The sequence below is a fragment of the Parafrankia colletiae genome (assembly GCF_001854655.1).
Classification (GTDB): Bacteria; Actinomycetota; Actinomycetes; order Frankiales; family Frankiaceae; genus Parafrankia; species Parafrankia colletiae.
In genome coordinates this window covers 20774-40892 of record NZ_MBLM01000161.1, presented here as the reverse complement: position 1 = coordinate 40892, position 20119 = coordinate 20774, and the positions used below count along the sequence as shown (strand labels likewise).

General features: G+C 72.4%; 13 protein-coding genes. 3 read left to right on the top strand and 10 right to left on the bottom strand.

The genetic code is table 11. From position 1 onward, the window contains the following. Positions 1-211 precede the first annotated feature (211 nt). Complete coding sequence (locus CC117_RS29810) at positions 212-925, bottom strand: helix-turn-helix domain-containing protein (RefSeq protein ID WP_241830548.1); 714 nt, start codon at positions 923-925, stop codon at positions 212-214. A gap of 739 nt (positions 926-1664) precedes the next feature. Here CC117_RS29810 and CC117_RS29805 point away from each other — a divergent pair. Genes CC117_RS29805 through CC117_RS29795 form a run of 3 tightly spaced genes read left to right on the top strand, consistent with a single transcriptional unit; the run spans position 1665 to position 4622 of the window. After that, entirely contained in the window at positions 1665-3194 is a 1530-nt protein-coding gene (locus tag CC117_RS29805) for a phytoene desaturase family protein (RefSeq protein WP_071090443.1), read from the top strand. Continuing rightward, the gene (locus CC117_RS35480) at positions 3191-4030 is read left to right on the top strand and encodes a fatty acid desaturase (RefSeq protein WP_084133015.1); all 840 of its coding nucleotides are present in this window, start codon (positions 3191-3193) and stop codon (positions 4028-4030) included. Before CC117_RS29805 ends, CC117_RS35480 begins: the two co-directional genes overlap by 4 nt. Next, entirely contained in the window at positions 4023-4622 is a 600-nt protein-coding gene (locus tag CC117_RS29795) for a TetR/AcrR family transcriptional regulator (RefSeq protein WP_071090440.1), read from the top strand. Before CC117_RS35480 ends, CC117_RS29795 begins: the two co-directional genes overlap by 8 nt. 36 nt (positions 4623-4658) lie before the next feature. Here CC117_RS29795 and CC117_RS29790 read toward each other — a convergent pair whose 3' ends face one another. The 9 genes from CC117_RS29790 to CC117_RS29750 all read right to left on the bottom strand — a co-directional run bounded on the left by CC117_RS29790 (position 4659) and on the right by CC117_RS29750 (position 20112). Beyond that, positions 4659-5309, bottom strand: a complete 651-nt coding sequence (locus CC117_RS29790; protein ID WP_071090437.1) for a LytR C-terminal domain-containing protein — start codon at positions 5307-5309, stop codon at positions 4659-4661. 42 nt (positions 5310-5351) lie between these two features. After that, a complete protein-coding gene (locus tag CC117_RS29785) occupies positions 5352-6572 on the bottom strand; it encodes a serine/threonine-protein kinase (RefSeq protein WP_084133018.1) in 1221 nt (406 codons plus the stop codon). A gap of 103 nt (positions 6573-6675) precedes the next feature. After that, complete coding sequence (locus tag CC117_RS38290) at positions 6676-9270, bottom strand: thioesterase domain-containing protein (protein ID WP_071090429.1); 2595 nt, start codon at positions 9268-9270, stop codon at positions 6676-6678. Then, entirely contained in the window at positions 9267-9530 is a 264-nt protein-coding gene (locus tag CC117_RS29775; protein ID WP_071090426.1) for a hypothetical protein, read from the bottom strand. The genes CC117_RS38290 and CC117_RS29775 overlap by 4 nt, the downstream gene beginning before the upstream one ends. Positions 9531-9536: 6 nt before the next feature. Then, positions 9537-11972 carry a hypothetical protein gene (locus CC117_RS29770; protein WP_071090422.1) on the bottom strand — a complete coding sequence of 812 codons (2436 nt, stop codon included), beginning with the start codon at positions 11970-11972 and terminating at the stop codon, positions 9537-9539. After that, a complete protein-coding gene (locus CC117_RS29765) occupies positions 11972-13066 on the bottom strand; it encodes a TRAFAC clade GTPase domain-containing protein (protein WP_071090419.1) in 1095 nt (364 codons plus the stop codon). The genes CC117_RS29770 and CC117_RS29765 overlap by 1 nt, the downstream gene beginning before the upstream one ends. A 7-nt stretch (positions 13067-13073) precedes the next feature. Beyond that, the gene (locus tag CC117_RS29760; protein WP_071090416.1) at positions 13074-14159 is read right to left on the bottom strand and encodes a protein kinase family protein; all 1086 of its coding nucleotides are present in this window, start codon (positions 14157-14159) and stop codon (positions 13074-13076) included. Then, on the bottom strand, positions 14156-16828 hold the full coding sequence (locus CC117_RS29755) for a hypothetical protein (RefSeq protein WP_071090413.1): 2673 nt from the start codon (positions 16826-16828) through the stop codon (positions 14156-14158). Before CC117_RS29755 ends, CC117_RS29760 begins: the two co-directional genes overlap by 4 nt. Further along, positions 16825-20112: a tubulin-like doman-containing protein gene (locus tag CC117_RS29750; RefSeq protein ID WP_071090410.1), complete on the bottom strand. Its 3288-nt coding sequence runs from the start codon at positions 20110-20112 to the stop codon at positions 16825-16827. Before CC117_RS29750 ends, CC117_RS29755 begins: the two co-directional genes overlap by 4 nt. Between the last annotated feature and the right edge of the window lie 7 nt (positions 20113-20119).

The following is a 20119-nucleotide window of genomic DNA, read 5'->3' as shown; positions in this document are numbered from 1 at the left end:
CCACCCAGGCCCGCCGACGATCCGGGTCCACCCGCTCGCCCCGCGCGCAGCATGACCAGATCCCGGCAAGATCAAACTACGCTTCACGGCATTGGTCCGAGGCCCAGCCGCGGGGTTCGGCGGCAGCCCACCAGGCTGCCGGAGCCGTCACCGAGGTGCGATTCGGGGGTGGGGCATCTCCGGCACGTCCGCCGAACAGATGTGAAGGTGCCTACCTTCGCGCGGCCGCGTACTCGGTTGGCGTGACCCCGGAGAACTCACGGAAGTCCCGGGTCAGGTGCGCCTGGTCGGCGTAGCCACAGTCGGCCGCCACGTCCCCCCAGCTCGCTCCCGGGTTCACGTCGACTCGCGCCCGAACCCGGTCGAAGCGAACGAGACGAGCCGCGGTCTTGGGCGCAAGCCCAAGGTGTTGGGTGAATCTGGTGATCAGATGCTTGTGGCTCCACCCCACGTCGGCGGCGATGTGGCCGATGGGCATGGCGCCTCCGGTCTCGACGAGACACTCCCATGCCCGGCGCACCCGGGGATCTGGACGCGGACCGGTCTCGGAGTTACGCAACAGGAAGTCGTCGAGGATGCCGAAACGCCGCTGCCACGTGGGCTCGTCGCGGATCCTGTCCGCCAGGTCGCGACTTCGCCGCCCGATCACGTCGCTCAGGTCGACCAGGTGCCCGCCCACCTCGGCACCGGAAACACCCAGCAGCGTGTAGGCGCCCAGCGGGTCCAGCCAGAGTTCCAGGTACGAGGGCGAACAGGCTCCGTCGACGCGTACGCGCGAAACGTGCGGACCGCTGAGGAACTCCGGCGGGCGACCGCTCGAGTCGACCATCTTCAGCACCACCAGCACCGCGGCGGTCGCCGGCAGCACGAAGTTCCCGTGCACCGCCGTCGACTCTGGGTAACCGGCGTAGCCGCGCACGACCATCGACCGCAACTGGGGATGCGGCGCCCCGACGACCCGCGATCCCCGTTCGCCTCCGACCCGACCGTGACGGGTACATCCGTGTTGCGTAGTCACGGTGTCGGTCAAGTCCGCTCCACCCCGTCGATATTCCCAGGGAGCCGGGGACACCACCACCGAGGAACGCAGCCTCCCGGAGCTCGCGGCCGGACGCCGGCGGGGGCCCCGAGGCGGAACGGTGTGGTCGACCAAGGGCGTGCGACGATCACTGGCCGGGGACGGCTGCATCAGGCAGTACTCCTATTCCTCAGTTACTGAGGACCTGTCCCGGACGGCGGTGCCACGAACCTCCCCGGCGACGTCCCCGGCATGGCCCCGGTCACCCCGGGGCAACGCGAACAGGTGTCGGCTCTCCGTCCGTGCCACCGGGGCGCGCGATGCGCGGAGCGCCCCACTGTTCGCGGCTGGAAGCCCCACTGTTCGCGACTGGAATCTTTGGGACAATCGCCTCAGGGGCCGCGGCGTGGCCGTCCACCGCCTCCCTCATGGTGCGTCCGGTGACAGGCAGCGACCAGGAGTCGCCGATCGCGGCCCGCCGGTCGGGCCTGATCGCGGATCCGCCGGGTCGAACGGTGGTATCGCCGCCGAGGCGGGACGCCTGAGGTCGACTCGGTCCGCGCGCGAGGTGCGGGTCTCCCGCGATTTCCTGATCAATACGACCGAATGCATTGACTCACCTGACCCTTCGCCGCATTCTGAACAAATGTTCAGAACAGATGTTCAGGACGTGCCGACAGCAACCGAGCCGTTCGACGTCGCGGTGGTCGGCGGTGGCCCGGCCGGCATGGCGACGGCGCTTCGGCTGCAGACCGCCGGCCTGTCGACGGTGGTACTCGAGGCGCACGGCCATGCCGGCGGCTGCGCGGGCTACTTCCGCAAGCGCGGATTCTCCTTCGACGTGGGTGYCACCACGCTCGTCGACTTCGCGCCGGGCGGCGTCGGCTTCGAGTTGCTGCAGAGCATCGGAATGGACCCGTTGGACGCCTGCGAGCTGCCGGGTTATGTGGCCCACCTACCCGACCGCGAGGTCGTGCTGCACCGCGATCCGGCGCTGTGGCACGCCGAGCGTCGGCGCATGCTCGGCGACACCGACCGGCACCGGCGACTGTGGTCCCTGCTCGACCGGTTGGCGCGGACGTTCTGGCGGGCGAGCCGGTCAGGGGTGCGTCTCCCTGTGCGCCGTCCGGCGGACGCACTGCACGACCTGCGGGCGCTCGGTCCGGCCGGCGTCCCACTCACCCGCTATCTGACCTGGACACTCGGGGACGCGCTGCGCCGCCACGGGCTGCGCGACGACCCGGCCCTCGTCGGGCTGCTGGCGATGCTCGTCGAGGACACGGTGCACGCGACCGTCGATGACGCCCCGCTGATCAACGCGGCGCTCGGCGTGACGATCCGGGGCGCCGGCCTGAGCCGGCACGCCGGGGGGATGCACGGCTTCTGGCAGGCGCTCGTCACGCACTACCGGGGGTTGGGAGGCCGGCTGCGCACCGGGTGCGCGGTCTCGCGGATCGACGGCGAGCCGGGCGCCTACCGGGTGTCGACGCGCCGAGGCGCGATCGGTGCCCGCCGGATCGTGGCCGCGGTACCCGCCGCCACCACTGCCTCGATCTGCGCCGGCCTCCCGGTGGCCGACCGGCTGCGGGCCTATCTGGAACGCGACGCGCAGGCGCTCGGCGGCGCGTGCGTCGTGTTCCTCGGAGTACCCGAGGAGGAGGTGCACGGGCAGGAGTTCACGCACCATCAGTTCCTGCAGTCGTACGACCGCCCGCTCGGCGAGGGCAACAACATGTTCGTCTCCGTCTCCGAACCCGGGGACACGCTCAGCGCGCCGCCGGGGTACCGCGCCGTCATGATCTCCACCCACACGGAGCTGTCCGCATGGGCGGGACTCGACGACAGCGAATACGAGCAGCGCAAGAAAGGGATCGGCGAGCTGCTCGTAGGGTGTGCCCGCCGCGCCTACCCGTCGTTGGGCGAGCGAGCGGTGTTCGCGGCGACGGGCACCCCGCGCAGCTACGAACGGTTCGGTTTCCGCCCGGCCGGCGCCGTCGGAGGCGCCCGCCAGCACCTTCGCAACACCAATCAGCACGCCGTTCCGCATGATCTCGGCGGCCCCGGGTTCTGGTTGGTCGGTGACTCGACCTGGCCGGGTCTGGGCACGGTGGCCTGCGTGTTGGGCAGTCGCATCGTCGCGGAAGGAATGCTGCGCGAGAGGGGATTCAAGCGATGACCTCCCTGGGCGCGCCCCATCCGCCCGTTCCTCCCGGTCCTCCCGGTCCACCCGGTCCGCCTGCGCTGGCCGACCTGGGTGCCGATCTGCTCGTCACCACCCGCCGGCAGCGGTGGATCGCGCTCGCCCGCCCGTTCGCCGGTGTGCTGTGTTTCGCGGTGGCGGCATGGGCAGGCTGGTGGTGGCTCACACCGGTGATCGTCTTCGGCATCTTCGTCGCGGTCGTCACGGTCACGCATGACGTGGTGCACGGCACGCTCGGCCTGTCCGGACCAGCCACCGATCGGGCGCTGTTCGCCATGGGGCTCGTCCTCCTGGAGAGCGGGCACGCCTACCGCGCCACGCACACCCGCCACCACCAGTTGTTCCCCCACCCCGACGATCCGGAGGGGCATCCCGCCGAGCTGTCGCTGCTCGGCGCCGTGGGCTACGGCCCGGTGTTCCTGCCACGCCTGTGGTGGTGGTCCTACCTGCGGGGACGCGACCGCGGCTGGCTGCTCGCCGAGGCCGCCGCGCCCGTGGTGGTGCTCGCGGGGGGCGCCCTGCTGTGGCCGTACACCCCGGCCGTGCTGGTCTATGCGGTGATGGCGATCGTCGGGAGCTGGGTGTACCCGCTCCTGACGGTGTACCTGCCGCACCACGACTACGGCGGCACACCCCTGACGCAGACCCGGACCCTGCGCGGGAGGATCATCCCCGCTGTGTTCCTCGAGCTCACCTACCACCTCGAACACCATCTCTACCCACAGGTACCCAGCCACCATCTCGCGGCGCTCGCCCGTCGACTCGAGGGCTACCTCGCCGCCAACGGCGTTCGGCCGATACGCGTTGTCTGACACCCGCGGCCGGATTCTCGACGCCACCCTGGCCTGCCTCGTGCGGCACGGTTACACCGGCACGACCGCACGGGCGATCGCCCAGGCCGGCGGATTCGCCCCTGGCGTTCTCTACTACCACTTCGCCGATCTGGACGACGTCCTGGTCGCAGCCCTCACCCACACCTGTGAGGCGCGCGCCCAGCGGTACCGGGATGAGCTGTCCGGTGTGGACCGGGCCGGGCGCGCGGTGGAGATACTTCGCCGGCTCTACCTCGAAGACACCGAGGTCGGGCACATCTCTGCCGTCCAGGAACTGTATGCCGGGGCGCGACCGGGGTCGCGGCTGGCGACCCGGCTGACGCTGGAGACCCGGCGCTGGGAGGCGCTGGCCGCCGAGGTGCTCACCACGCTGCTGAGCGGCAAGCCGTTCGCCAGCCTGGTGCGCATGCCCGTACTCGCCAATGCGGCCGTCGCGTTCTACCTCGGTGCGGAGACGCTCGCCCACCTCGACGATGACTCCTCGAGAGTGATGGAGTTCTTCGACCAGGCCGCGAGGCTCGCCGGGTACTTCGACAGGATTCCACGGCTACGACGAAGCACCCCTGGATAAGAGCCCGGGATTCCTGCACGGGATGACGAGAAAGGTTCAGGAACCGGGCGAGAAGCTCTTGGTAAGGACGAGGACAAGAGTGCCGTTCGGGGAGACCCTCGACCCGTCGTTCGGTCGAGTTTCGACTTCTTCGCCATCGTACTGACCAAGGGCGGCAGCCAGTTCCACCGCGGCAGCCTCGTGTTCGCCCTCGTAGAAGATCGTCGTCTTCGCGAGACGGAGGGAACCCCGCGCCCCTCCCGGCACGGCATTGATGTTCCCGACCGCACCCACCACGTACTGCAGTCGCTGCAGAACGACTTTCGCCCTCTCCGCCAGGTTCTCCTCCTTTGAGTTGTTGAAGATGGTTACCGCGGGGCGTCCCGTGGGGGCTGTCGTGGCCGAGGCAGTGGGGGTTGGGGTGGGGATTGGGGTGGGCGTCGCAGTGGCGGTCGGCGTCGTGCCTGCCGGCGTGGTTGCCGGCGCGCCCGGTGGTGCCGGGGACCGCGGCGAGGGGACGCCGGTGGATCTGGCCAGAAGCTCCTCCGTCCTCACCGGCGACAGGACTCCGTCCTGGGCGCGGTCGGGCACCAGCGCGGCTACCAGCGCCCCGGCCAGCAGCGCGGCGACCAGGACCATCGTCGCCGCGACGGCTCGGGTGGATCGGTTCCGGGCGCCCGGCGACGGCTCATCCGACAAGCTGCTCACGGCTGACTGGCCTCCTTGTCGGCCTCATGGGTCGGCGGGGCGTCACTGGTCGTCCGGCCAGCGCTGTTGCAGCGCGGCGTCAAGGTCGTCGACGGAGACGGGCGTGTCGAGGCGTTCGAGCAGCGCCGCGATGGCGTCGGCGACAAGGATGGTGAGACCGGCCGACGTCGGGGCGGTCCGGATCCGCCAGGCGAGCTCGTCGATGGTCTCCTGGGCGGCGGCGGACCGTTCCCGGCGGGTCTCGTCCGTTCCGTCGGGTCGGATGATCCGGCCGGAGCCGTCGTCATCCGCCATCGCGCGGATGACCGTCGTGCGCAGCCTGGTCACCGCGGACTGAACCCGAGCGTCCCCCTGCCCCGGGCTCAGCACCTGCCTCGACAGCGCGGACAGCGCGTCGACAGCGAGGTCGGCCGCCCAGGCCAGCTCCTCCGCGGTGGCTGTCGCGAGGTCCTCGTGGAGCTCCGCGAGGTCGCGGCGCAGGTCCGCGATCACCTGGTTGGCCGCCGCGAGGACGCGCTCCGCGACCTCCGGGTCGAGCTGCGGCCCGATGGCCGCGGGGCCGATGGGAAGGTTCGCCCCGGCCCGGGCCGCCGGCGGGAACAGCTCGTCCCGCAGGCCTTCCAGGCTGGCCTCGGTGAGCCACGCGCCGTCCCGGATGCTGTCCAGCAGCACCCACAACACGGCGGCGGTCGGGTCGGCCGCCGTCACGGCCAGTCCGAGAATCCGGCCCTGGGCCGCCTGGACACAGCTGACCAGGTGCAGCTCGAACTGCTCGACGCTGGTCGCCGCGTCCAGCGCCGGTGCGCGCGGGACGCGGCTCACCAGGCTGTCGAGGGCGTCACGCAGTTCGGTCCGGTCGGTGCGCACACCGGCCGGGGTGGTGAGCGCCGCGACGAGCTCGTCGAGCACCGGATCCGGCTGGGCGCGGGCGGTGGGCAGCGCACGCAGCAGCGCCGGCACGCATTCGGGCCGGCGGCGCACCGGCCGCGCCGGCTCCGTGGCGGCTCCGTGCCGCAGGACCGGCCGGCCGTGCAGGCCGGGGAGGAGCGCGGTCAGGGCCGCGTGCAACGCGAGGCTCTCGTCGGCGGTCAGCCACTGGCGGCGCTTCATCGCGGAGACGAGCGCGTCCAGCGTGTGGATCTCCGCGGCCAGGGAGGCCCGGTCGTCAAAGGCGCACACGGCACGGCGCAGCACCTGTTCCGCCGGTGACCACCCCGGCCCAGGGCCGACGACCGGTGGCGACGGTTCCCACGGCGGCTCCACCGACCGCCTCCCCGCCGGCTCGGACATCGGGTCAGGCACCAGTTCTGATGTCGGACCGGGCATGGTGCCCGGTCCCTGCCCGGGTGTCGGAGCGGGCACTGTCCTACTCACTCCCGACTGCGGCCAGCGCGGTGACAATGCCACCGACAGCGGCAATGGTGGACGGACGCGGACCCTCGATGGCCATCCCGAACGACCAGCGACGCCCGCCCGACTCCACGCCGCCGATCAACCAGGTCACCTTGCCGTCGCGGAAGGTGTCGTACCGGACGCTCCCGTCCTCGACCTCCGCCAGCCCGCGCTCCGACATCCCCGCGTAGAGCTCCTTGACGACCTCCGGGCGCAGCCCCTGGTAGGGACCCGAGGTGCACCTCAGCCCGGGGACGAGGACCGGGCAGGGAACCGGCGACGTCCCCGGCTCCCCCCCCTGTTCCAACAGGACGGCGGCGAGTACGGACGCGTCCAGGACACTGAGGCTCAGCGTGCCCCCGCCCTGGCAGTCCTGCGCTGGAACGCCCGCGCTCTCCCGGCTCGCACCGGCGGCGGCTTCCGCCGTCGTGGCGAAACCGTCACTCACACGCGGGTCCTCCGAGGGTGGAACACAGTCGAGGAGMACCTTCTCGGCTCCGGGCGCCAATGGCGGGGCAGGCGACCCGGCAACCCGTGGATAGTCCTGTCGTTCCGCGGCGGAGGTCTCGGAACGCGCGTGGTAGAGGAGCCGGACAAGCCCCGATGCGGGGTGCTCGGCGGTGATCCCACCGTCCGGCGCGCCGCCGGCGGCCGCTCCGACTGGTCTGCGTGTCGTGACCGCGGCCCGCAGGTGGGCCGGCTCTCCGTCCCCCTCGGTCCGTGGCAGTTCGAGGACCACCAGCGCGCCCCGATGGTCGCCGAGTGCGTTCTCCGCGATGTGCTGGATCCGCCAGTCCAGGGTGACGGACTCGGCGTCGGGAGGCAGTGGAAGATCTGCCACGGCGGCCAGCTCCGGCACAAGCTGCGGCTGGCCGGGGTCCGTCCCCCGGTCGGTGAGCCCGACGACGCGACCATCGGCGCTGTGCACGAGGGTGACGTCGCCATGGGCACCGGCCAGCGGCGCCAGCGTCACCGCCGCCGTCACCGCCGCGACCGCTCCGGCGGTGAGGACGGCGCCGGGGCGGGACACCGCGAAGCCGCCGAAGCTCACCGGCCGCCCGGCGTCCCGGCCGCCGCCCGCACGGGCCGCGGCGCCGAGTGCCAGCCCGACCGAGGTCAGGGCGAGGATCAGCGACGTCCCGCCGCCGGACAGCAGCGGCACGGCGGTCCCGAGCCGCGGAGCATCCGTGAGCAGCACCAGACCCGGCAGTGCCAGCCCGGCCGCGAGCATGGCGACCAGTCCCGCCGACACCGCTCTCACCGGCGACAGCGGAGCGCGCGCGACCAGCCACACCAGTAGTGCGACCAGGGTGGCCACGGCCAGCCCGGCGAACACGGCGAACGTCACGCCGTACTGCTCGACCAGGCCGACCAGCGGGAGCTCCCGGTCGGACCAGGATCCGTGAGCAGGCAGCAGACCGGTCGGGGTCGGCCCGGTCCAGCCGGCGTCGATCAGGCGAAAGCGGTCCCAGATGTCGTCGTGCCAGCCGCGGTCCGTCAGATCAGGCAGGCCCGCGGCACGGCGCTCCTCGTCGAGCACGCCGACGGCGACCACGCACCAGGCCAGGCCGCCACCGCCGGTCACCACCGCGACGGCGGCGGCTGCCGCCCACAGCCGGCGGGCGGCCAGGACGGTGAGCAGACCGATGGCCAGCAGCGCCGCGGAGGCGACGTCCGCGGTGGCGAGCAGCAGGCCGAGCGGCGCGGCCACCGCCCAGGCAACCCCGGTTACCCAGGGGCGGACCCGACTCCCGTCGCCCCCGTCGCCTCCCCCGTTGCCGTCGTCGTCCCCGTTGTCGTCAGCCCCGGTGTCGTCGTCGCCTCCCCCGGTGTCGTCGTCGGCCCCGGTGTCGTCCGGCCCGTCGCGTTCGGTGTGGCCCGCATGGCCGCGCTGCGCGGTGCGAGCCGGCAGCAGTGCGGCCACCAGCGCGAACAACAGGTAACGCAACAGCTCGGCCGGTGCGGCTCCGAGCGGTCCGGACGAGAGCGGCTCCGTCCACGGGGCCGTGAGGCCCAGGACTGCCACAGTGAGCAGCGTGAGCAGGACGAGCAACGGCGTGAGCGACCGCCCCGGTGGCTGCCGTGCCCGCCCCGGCCTGGCCCACGGATCGGGCCACCGCCAGCGCCCGGCGGCCAGCAGCGCCGCTGCGAGCATGGCCGCAGTGCCCACGGCGACGCTCAGGAACGGCCAGAAGGAAGGCAGGAACCGCTCACGGTTCAGGAAGCCCATGGTGAGCACGGCGCCCAGCGCCGCTGCCATCGCAAGCGCGGCGTCATCCGGGTACACCCGGTGGACTGCCAGCACCAGCAGTGCGCCGAGCAGCGCGGCGAAGGCGAGTGTCACCGCACCACGGCCGAGCCCGTGGTCGAACGCCCGGTCGTAGGCCTTGATGTCCCAGAGGACGAGCAGGGCCGGCACGACCGCACCGGCCAGCGCCCACGGCAGCGCGAACCATCGTTCGCCGGCGCGCGCAGCGCCAGCGGCTGCCTCGCTCGCCGGCTCCGGCCCCGGCTCCGGCTCCGTCCCGTCACCGTCAGACGGCTGGACGAGAGTGAAGGGAGTCGTCACAGAAGATCCAGGACAGCGGACAGCAGGCAGAGCCCGATGAACGCGACCGCCGCCCAGTGACTGGTCAGGAGCCCGGGCACCAGCCCGAGAGTGCCGTTCCCGGGTGTGTGCCGGCGGCCGGGAGCCCCTTCCTTCCCGGACGGGCCCTCGGTCTGGCGTCGCAGCTCCTCCTCGAGCTGGTCGACGGCATCGACCAGCTCCGCGCCCAGCATGTCGAGCTTGGCCGGCAGCCTGCGCAGCGGACGAACAAGCGCCGCCACGACCGCTCAGTCTCTCGCCGCCTGGTCGGTGTACGTCCAGTCCGTCACCGTCTGGTCCGTCACCGTCTGGTCTGCCGGCGTCTGGTCTGCCGGCGTCTGGTCTGCCGGCGTCCGGTTCAGGCCGCGCAGCTCCCCGGCGAGCCGTTCGAGCTCTGCCCACACCGTGTACTGAAGCTCGTCGAGGTCAGTCCCGGCGGCCGGCGGCACGGCGCGGATCGGCTGCATCCAGGAACGCTCCAGGTCGAGGTCCTGGGCGACCAGCGGTTCGTCGTCCCGGTGGGCGACGCTGGCTCGGAGCACCTCGGTGACGGCTTCCGACGGCAGCCACGCTGCCGTGCCCAGCAGACTCGCGGTCATCAGAAGGCCCTCGACCGGCGGACGGAGGCGGACGGTCTCCGCCGCCACGGCCACGAGCTGCTGCAGGTGAATGACGAAGACATCGTCAATCCTCAGCGCGGGCTCGCCCACGGGGACGACGACGGCCGGCTGGGCAGGGCCCGCGGTGTACGCCGACGCGCCGGTCTCGATCGCGGCAGGGAGATCCTGTTGGACGGAGGGCTGGTCAGCGCTGCCGTGTTGGAGCCCGCCGGCCGTGCCCGCCGGGCGAGCCCAGTCACCTGAGCCGACCCGGTTTCCTGAACCAGCCCAGTCACCTGAGCCGACCCGGTTTCCTGAACCAGCCCAGTCACCTGAGCTGGCCGGGTCGACGGCGCTGGCCGGGTTCCCTGAGCCGGCCGAGTCGCCGGAGGTGGTAGGCCACCCGGCGGCAGGTGAGACGCCGGCGGCGGAGGGGCTCGTCCGGGTTGCCGGGCCGGGCGCGGTGGCCGCCGGTTGGTCGCGGGCGGCAGGGGGCAGCGGACGAAACGCCACCAGCAGTTCCAGCGCCCTCCTCAGATGACGCCCCAGGTCACCACTTCTGTTGTCCGCGTTGAGCTGCAGCACCTCGAGCAGGCACTCCACCAGCTCGTTCGCGGCGAGGTCCTGGCGCAGGGGAACTGCGGCCAGTGCCTCGGTGGCCGGGAGCCGGATGCTGCGGGACCCGGCTGTCCCCGTCTCCGCTTCCGTGACGGGCCGCTGTTCCCAGTGAAAGGTGCGCAGCAGGAAGGCTTTGACGAGGTTGCGCTCGTTGGAGTTCAGCCACTGGCGGGTACGCGCGAGCTGGATGAACGCGTCGACGGTGTGCATCGACCGCGGAAACGGGCCGGCATCCGGGAAGTTGCGGATCGCCCGGCGCAGCAGCTCCTCGGCGTCGTGCGGGGTCCGTGGTGGCGCGCCCGTGCCGCTGTCGGGCTTCGACGGGCCGGACCGCGGATCCGTCGACCGGTCCGGTGGCGGCGGCATGGTTGTCGGCGGCACGCTCGGCGGCAGCACGCTCGGCGGTGGGTCGGATGAGAAGTGCGGCGCCGGTTCGCCCGGCCCGGGCGGTGGCGGGACTCCATGCGACGCCGCCCAGGCATCCACCTGCGCGGCCCAGTCGGCCGGCCGCTGCAGCCAGCGGTCGGCCAGCACCGGGAAGGCACGCCACTGCCCCTCGCTGAGCCCGATGGTGCCGGCCCGGATGACGGCCCGGGCGATCCGGGCGAACGGGTCCGGGCCGGCGGCGCGATGCGCCACGTAGGGCTGCTGTCCCTCCCCGCACAGGGCGGGGGCGAGGTAGACGTACGCCACGGGACGGTCGAAGCCCCGCTCCGGCTCGACCCGGTCCGGCATGAAGATCATTTTTGGGTCGTGCGGATGCGCCGCGACCCGCGGATAGGTGGCCTCGAAGGTCGAGAACGTCGGCCAGCGGGGATCATCGCCGACATAACTCAGCAGGCCGGTCAGGGCCACCACCAGTGCCGTCGCGGTTGGCTCGTCCGCGCCGACCAGCACGACCTGCCGCCCCTGGCCGGCCGCCTCGTCGGCCCGCTGCCGCAGCACCGCCGCGAGGGTCACCGCCAGCGGGTCCTGGAGGAGGACCTCCCCCAGGTCGGGCGCCGGAGACGTCACCCGCAGCTCGCCGTGCCAGGCGACGTCCGTCTGCTGGTCGGGTCTGCGGACGCCGTAGTCCGCCGGCCCCCGCGGGGGGAGGCGGGCCACCTCCTCCCCGCCGCGGGCCGGCGGCCAGGGCCGGCCGTCGGGCCAGCGCGCGATACGCGCCGCGAACCTGGCGGTGAGGTCGCCGGAGCGGCCAATCAGCACGCTCACCCGCATGCCGCGCCGGGAGTCCTCGCCGGTCTGCTCACGCAGGACGACCGCCGCGTTCTCGCCGGCGCGCAGGTAGGCGCGCGACGTCCGCGGCTGGGAGACGCGGTTGGTGCGGTTCACGTTCTCCCAGCCGGCGAGCCAGCGCAGCCACCGCTCCCGCTCGTCCGGGTTCGTGATCGAGCTGGCGACGAGGACGAACCCGCCGCGTTCGTCGACGAACTCGAACTCGTTCTGGTCGAGACGTCCCGGCGTCATCAGGCTCCGGCCTTCCTGGCCGCCTCGTCGCCGAGCAGGCCGGACATCGCGAAGATTGCGCCGAGAGGGTCGAGCACGCGGCGCGGCCGGACGCCTCGGGGGAAGACCTTGTGCCCGCCGGTCCGCTCGTCGGCGACCGCCTTCGACCCGGTGGCCGACACGAAGTGCAGGGTCGAGTGGCGGAACGTCTCGTACGGGCGCAGCCAGGCCCGGGCGCCCCGGGAGTGCAGGAAGGCGAAGGCGTCCCGGCTCTCGGCCGCGATCTCCGCCGGGTCCGGCTGCCCGTCCAGATAGGCCGACAGGCTCGGCCGGCGGTACCAGCGCGCCACCGGCTGTTCGAACCGGTAGATATCGGACTTGCTCACCACGATGGCGACCGGCAGGCGCTCGGTCAGCCCCGGCTGGGCCCGCAGCCGGGCCATCACCGTCTCGAACGCCACGTCACCGTCGGACGGAGCACCCTGACGCAGCGCGTACTCCGGGTCGACAACGAAGATCAGTGCGTCGAGTGCGAGCACGAACCGCATCGACCTCGTCCGCACCGCCAGGTCGTCGCCGGCGACGTCGAAGAAGGCCACCGCCCGTTCCCGCCCGCCGCCGCCGACCAGCACCGCATCGGTGAAGGTGACCATCGCGTCCCGCTGCACCCGGGCCGTGTGCTCGATCGCCCGCCCCCCGTCGACGAAGGACGCGACATGCTCCCGCAGGTACCTGCGGTGGCTCTCCTCGTCGACCGGGGCGGCGTTGAGGCCGAGCGGGGAGAGCCCACCCCGCTCCAGCTCACTGATGATCGACGCCAGGAGGTGCGACTTGCCGGACTCGGTGCGCCCGACCAGACCGATCACCAGCGGCGGCCCGGAACTGGCATAGGAGATGGGCAGGAAGTGCCGCTCGGCCATGTCCGCCGACGGGTTCGGGCACCGCCGGTACATGCCGATCATCTCGTCGTGACGCTTGACCGGGTCGCTCACGCCCGTCAGATCCAGCGGGACGTAGGCGCCGTCCCGGAAGACGAACAGATCGGTGTCGTCCCAGTCGAAGACGTCCAGGCAGATGGGGCACCGCACCTCGGTCGGTCCCAGGGGCGTGGTCACGTCGTCATCACCGTCCCGCGGATTCGTCCGCCGCCGGCCCGGGCGGTCCTGTCTGGTCGTCGTCGACGGGCCGTCGGCGGCGGGCGATCGTGTCGAAGGCGCTGAGCCCGGCGAGGAACCGGGAGTCCCGCTCCGACCGCGAGCCCCATGCGCGGTACACCGCGGGGCTGCGGTCCTGCCGCAGGCGCTCCAGCAGCGCGGCTGCCGGGGGACGCCGGGCCGGGTCCTCCTCGGTCATCGCCGTCACCACGCCCCCGCCGGGATGTCTGCGTTCGTCGCGACGCAGCGCCGCGGCGCCGCGTCCCGGGCCGTCGGTCACCCGGAGCAGGACATGGCCGGCGCTGTACGTGTCCGCCTTCGGCGTGGCCACGATGGTGCCGCCGCGGGCCTCGGGGGCCGGGTGGGGGTCGGGCGCCGGTCCGCAGGGCTCGTCGCTGAACACGGCGTACCGGAAGTCGGTGATCTGGACGTGCCGGTCGTCGAACAGCACCGTGCCGGTACTCAGCCAGCGGTGCACGACCGCGGCGGACTCCAGCAGGTCCAGCGCCCGCAGCAGGCTCGCGGGGAACTGCTCGTTCTGGTCGAGCAGCAGCCGGCCGGCGAACTGCTCGACCGGGCGCCCCCGCTCGACCAGCAGCACGAACGGCTCCGGGTCGGCGTCGTCGGGGTAGTAGCCGAACAGCCGGGACAGTTCCCGCGGGTAGTCCTGCTCGCCGAAGACGTCGATCAGATGCAGACCGATCTGGATCTCGTTGTCGATCTCGTCGATCCCGTCGGAGGGCCACGACACCGAGGCCGCGTCGGTCGGCGTGCGCCGCCCGGCGGCGTGCGCCCGCTTCTGGACGTACTCGGTGAGCGTGTCCAGGTCGACGACGAGACGCCGGCTGTACCGGGGATCGACCTGGTCGTCGGTCACCCGGGCCTGCATCGTCCGGCGCACTCCGCGCGCGTCCCGGAAGACGATGCTCTCCTCGCGCAGCGCGTCGATCGGCTCGCCCCGGCTGGTGCGGTGGGTCAGGGTGGCGTCGCGGCTGGAGCGGGGGCTGCTGTCCCACCAGTCGCCGCCGCCGGCTGATCCTGTCGGCCAGGTCACGGCCCCTCCTTGAGCACGGTCTCGACGGTGCCGGAGCGCATCCGGACCAGCCGCAGCACCCCGGCGATCTGCCCCCAGTCGGTCCATTCGAGCTCGGCGAGCACCTCGGGGGGCAGCGGACCGGACGGCGTCCCCGCCACCGGCCTGGGGTCCGACCCGCGGCTCACCAGCGCCGAGCGCGCCGCCCGCGGCGCGAACCGGACGGCGCTGGCCCCGCTCGCGTCGACATTCAGCAGCTGCAGGTGCTCGGGCGCGCACATCTGCATCAGTCCGCTGTCGGAGACGGAGGTCCGCAGCAGCACACCGAGGCGCTCGGACTCCTGCCAGGCGACGTCGACGATCTTCTCACGATCGGCGTCGTCGGTCCGGAACGGCGGGGGCGCGTGGACGCCCGTCCGGGCGAGGTGTCGGTCGTAGCGGTCGAGACCGAAGCCGGTCTCGCCACGTACCCGGCTGCTCAGCGCGTCGAGCGCCTCGCGTTCGATGTCCGGCCAGCACCGCTCGATGACACTGGCGATCAGGTCGATGACGTCGGCCTCCACCACGTCGCTGATCGGCGTACCCATGGCGCGCAGCCGCAGCGCGACATCGGTGTCGGCCCCGGGGCGCCGCTGACGCGGCGGCTGGGCCGGGAACCCGCGCAGCCGGTCCGAGTAGGTGCTGAGAGTCGCCGTCACGTCCTCGAAGGCCAGCGACATGGCCCGGACCAGGTCGGCACCGGCACGGCGCGGCGCGGTGAGCGACCAGTCGTACCGGGCCACGTCCTCCATGATCCGGGCCGCGCTCTCGGAGGTCCCCTGGGCCAGCCCCACGTACTGCGCCGGATCCCACGCGCGCACCGCCCGCGTCCACACGAGGTGCGGCCACCAGGTCAACGCGGTCAGCGCCAGCGCCCCGGCCGCGAGTCGCACCGGCACGCTGAAGAACTCGTCCAGGTTCTGGGCGGTGCCCACGACCAGCCCGACATGCGCGCCCGCGACCGCGGTCGCCAGCAGGCCGAGCAGGTCGATCGGGCTTTCGCCGGGCGGGCCGCTCGCCCGCCCCAGCAGCAGCCACCAGCCGAGCAGGCAGGCGAGCGCCAGCGCGCCCATTCCGACGGCCATCGGCAGATAGCCACCGGGATCCCCACGGCCGACCGCGAACAGCCCGAACGACCCGGCGGCGCCCGCCAGGGCTACAAGCACCAGAAAGACCGCGTCGGACGCATGATGGTCGGTCAGCGGGGTCATTCGCCGGGCCACCACCAGCGGATAGCCACGCGCCACGGCCAGCGCCACGGCCGCCGTCCCGACCCAGGCGCCGAGGCTGCCCGACACGGAGCCCGCAGCGGCCGCAGCGAGCCCGGCTCCGATCAGGACCGGCAGGACAGCCAGCAGCGTCGTGAGAGTGACGACGAGCCGGCRAGGCATGTCCCGCAGGAACTCCAGCCGGTCGGTGGGGCAGGCACCCACGAGCTCCTCGCACCGCGCCGCGCTGCCCCCGGGCAGGAGGAACTCGTGCATCCAGCGCAGCCAGCCCGTGATCTCCGCGACCGGGCGACGACTGGCCAGCGCGGCCTCGACCATCTGGCGCAGCGCGGCGAGCAGGTCTGCCCGGGCCGTGCCTGCCGGTGGGGTCAGGGCGAAGCCCCGGGCGTGCAGCTCCTCCCGCGCGGTGGTGCCGAGCGGATGCAGGCTGTCGTGCTCCTCGAAGAGGCGCACCAGCTCGTCCCGCAGCCACAGCGTGCGCGCCCCGACCTGCCGGGTGGCGGCGGCGATCAGCCCCGCCTGGCTGAACCGGAGGCTCTGGCCGTGGTGGGCGCCGGTGCGCGGCACTCGCAGGTTCTGCAGCGCCACGCCGGGGTTGGTGACGAAGGTCAGCGCCGAGCTGGCATCGGTGACCAGGTCGCGGCAGGTGGCGACGGTTCTGGCCATCTCCCCGCCGGGGACGAGGATCGGATTGCCCGCATCGGCCACCCGTGGGTATCGCAGCAGCAACCGGAACGGCTCGGGCACCAGGTCGCTGGCCGGTCGCGCCCCCTCGTCCGCCTGATGCGAGGCGAGGATGCGGTCGATGGCCCGGGCCCTGGCGTCAGCGAGCACGTCGTCGTCGACCTGGCCGATCATGACGCGCAGGCCCGGCGAGGCGACCGCACCAGGCATGGTCCGCACCACCTCGTAGACGCGATCGAACACCCGCGGGGACAGCAGCGCGTCGACGAGCGAGTCGAACATCGAGCTGCTTGCCGGCGAGGGCCCCGTCGCGATCACGTCGGGCTGGTGATTGCCGAGGCTCCAGCCGATACCGCGGGAGTCACCCACCCAGAGCGTCGCGTGCGACGCGAGCTCGAACGGCCGGCGCACCGCCGTCCGCTTCGACTCGGCGCCACCACCGCCGTACAGCAACGTGTCCGTGCCGTTGGCCGCGTCGTCCAGGGCCGGGCCGACAGCGAGGCAGATCATCCGTTTCACGCCGGGTGCCTTCGCAATCCGCTCGAACGCCCGCGCGTGCCTCTCCAGGTCGCGGCTGTCGTCGATGACCAGCACACGGGTCAGGTCCGCCTCGCTCAGGCCGTACGAGTCGGCGAAGGCACGCTGGACGTCCGTGAAGGACCCGAAGGCCAACAGGTCGTCGTAACGCTGCCGCAGGTCGATGTCGATGACCTTGGCCTCGACGGCGAACGGCTTCACTTGGTGAAGTCCACAGGACGGTCGTTGACCATCCGGTAGAGCTCGCGCAGGTCGCGGCGGGCCGGGGTGGACACGTTGGCGAACGGCGCGTCGAGGGCCGCGGGCACGGTATGCGCCCAGAAGTCGTGTTGTTGCTCGGCCCAGCCGCGGCTGCCCACCGGGAGCCTGTCGAGCATGTCGGCGAGCAGCCGCGCCTGTTCGTCTGCGTTGTCGACGAAGGCCCGGAACACCGGGTGCGGGTCGACCACATGGGAGTTCAGGCCGTTCGGCTGTGCCTTCATCAGCTCCCGGCAGAAGTCGTCGCGGACCACCTCGTCGTCGGCGAACGACCAGTCCTCGTAGGCGCGCAGCAGGCTGCCCCAGGACGAGGCCGGCTCGAACGGGGAGAGCGCGAGAGTCATGTCCACCTCGTCGCGGTCGTCGCGGGCAGGCTGCCGGCCGGCCCCGCCGTAGCCGGGTTTGCCGTACCCGCCGCCGCCGTACCCGCCGCCGCCGTACCCACCATCGCTGCGGCGGCCATCGCTGCGGCGGCCGAAACCGTCAGCGCCGTCACCACTGTCACCGAGCACGACACGGATCGCGTACGGCGAGCCGGACCCGCCGTCAAGCACCTGCACCTGCCCGTTCCACATCGCGCACAGCAGCCGGTGCAGAATCGCAACACGGTCGTGCTCGGTGGTGGCCAGCCAGCCGTAGTCGTAGCCCAGCCGCTGGCGCCAACGCAGGAAGTCCTCCCGCTGCTCGCTGCGCAGTGCGCTGGCCCAGTGGTGCAGGATCTCGCGCAGCTCCGGAACCTGGGTGATGCTCATCGAGGAGCGCAGCAGCACGACCACGATCGACTCGGCGTTGATCGGCCGGAACTCCATCGAGATGCCGGGCTCCTTCGGTAGCCGCAGCGCGCTGTTCAGGTATCTCTCGATCTGGGTGTCACGGGAACCGGCCGGATAGGAGACCAGGATCTTCAGCTTGCCGGAGCCCTGCGGAGAGAAGCTCGCCGGCACCAGCCCATGGATCTTCGTCTCGAACTGGCGCAGGTCGTCGTCACCGACGGCGGGCGGGCCGTCCCGGCGCACGACCTCGGCCAGCAGGCTGGCCATCGTCGGCAGCAGCGGTTCGCCGTCGATCCCACTGGTTTCCTGGAAGAGCCGCTTCACCTCCTCCTTGAGCCGGTCCCGCGCGGCGGCCACGGCGGCGTCGCCACCGCGCTCGATCAGCGCCTGCCACACCCGGCGCCAGCCGTCCGGGCCGAGCACCCGGTGGACCACCTGCCCTTCCGACGCCGCGCCGCCCAGTCCCTGGGCGGCCACCAGGCGCCCGAGCGCCCGCTGGTAGAAGTTGTCCATGTCGCCGTGCGGCGGCAGCAGGTTGGTGACGCCCGTTCGCGCCCGGTACAGCTCGGCCGCGCGCCTCGCGAACTCGCCCGGCTCGGCCCGGCTGTGCTCCGCGAAGGCGTCCGCGGCCAGTCTGAGCTGGGCGCGCAGCCGGGTGATCGGGCGTTCCCAGCGCCGCTGGTGCTCATCCCAGACGGCGTTCCAGATGGACCTGGTCCGCCAGTTGTACCAGGCGTCCTGAGCACTGATGATCTGCCGGACGGCCGGGTCACCCCAGCGTGCCCTGGAGCCGATGCGGTGGTCGCGCACCGAGCCCGGGGCCGGGACCGGCGGGTTCAGTGTGATGCCGGCGGGGGGTCTGGGCTCGCTGCGCCGGTTCGCCAGGAAGCCCACCACACCGTCGCGGCTCACCTGCTCGGCCGCCGCTGGCTGTCCCTCGACGATGCGCCGGGCGTGCAGCAGGTCGATGGCGCCGAGCAGGTCGTCCAGTCCGGCGGCCGGGTCGAACGCGGCGGCGGTCTCCGGCACCTGCCGGGAGACGCTGGCGTGCAGGCTGGTCAGGCTGCCCTGCATCGCCTGTAGCCGAGCCTGCAGCGCGGCCAGGATCGGCCCGGCACCCCGCTCCGCCGACAGCTCGGTGATGCCGAGCGGCTGACGGCTCAGGATCGGCCCGATGTTCGCCGCGAAGGCGAACCGCCTGATCAGCGCCGCGTCGTCCGCCGAGGAGCCGGGCGCGGGCGACGACAGGTCGTCCACCGCACGGGCGAGCAGCCGGGCGGCCACGAGGTCGGCCAGGTCCTCAGCCGGGATCGTCATGGACGCGACCAGGCTGGTGGAGACACCGCGGCGCCCGATGCCGGAGGAGGCAGGGCTGCCCCGCTCGGCGTCGGAGTTGATGAAGCTGTCCGCGAACGACTGGAAGGTCTCGGTGGCGGCGGAGCCGCCACCGGGTTCCAGGCCGGTCCCGACCAGGGAGAGGACCAGCGAGACGATCGAACGGTGCAGATCGTCGCGCTGCACCCCGCCGGCCCGGCTGAACAGGAACCCGGTCTTGATGGTCGAGGTCATCAGGTTGATGGGCCGGCCTCCGTCGGGGTAGCGCACCCCGAGCGTGCCGCTGGTGCCGTGCATCGTCAGGTTGGTGCCCGCGGGACGGCCGTTCTGGTCGTCGACCAGCCGGAACAGGTCGAGTAGGGCCCGGCCGGCGTTCAGCCGGGCCGGGCGGCCACCGCCGAGCCCCTCATCGAACGCCGACGGCATGAGCACCAGCGGGTAGATCTTGGCGCGGACCTTCGCCTGCTGGAACGCGTCACCGATCAGGTGCAGGTAGTCGTAGAAGATGCCGGCGCCGGTACCGCCCGCCACCGAGAAGGCGACGAAGACGTCGCAGGTCTGCCCGAGCTTGCCGCCCAGCGCGGCCAGCTCCTGGCCGGAGGTGGCGATCTGGCCGACCGCCTGGGCGACCGGCTCCCGGGCGGGCGCGACCCCGGAGCGGAACGTCTCGAACAGCGCCGCCCGCCCGATCGTCGGCAGCTGGCCCGCGCCGAGGATCAGCGGGGCGACCAGCGGCTCGCCGTCGGAGGGCGGCAGCCAGCGGCGGACATGCTCCCGAGCGTTCACCCGCAGACTGAGGGCCAGGTCGGGATAGTTGTCGATGGTCGGGATCAGACCGTGCGTGACGTGCTGGGTGACCGCCGCCGCGTTCACGTGCTCCTCCGACGGCACCACTCGGGTGCGCAGCCGGGTCAGCTCGTTCTCGCTGAGGTCCGCGTAGACGAACTGCAGGCAGGACGGAAGCTGGTACGGCAGGTAGTTCTTGCCGGGTACGCGCAGGTTCAGCGCCCGGCCGTCCGGGCCGCACAGCTCACCGCGCAGACGGCGTTCGAGTTCGGCACCGATCAGACAGCCTGTCCCGCCGAGTCCGACGAACAGCATGGGCTGGTAGATGTTCATGGCTCGT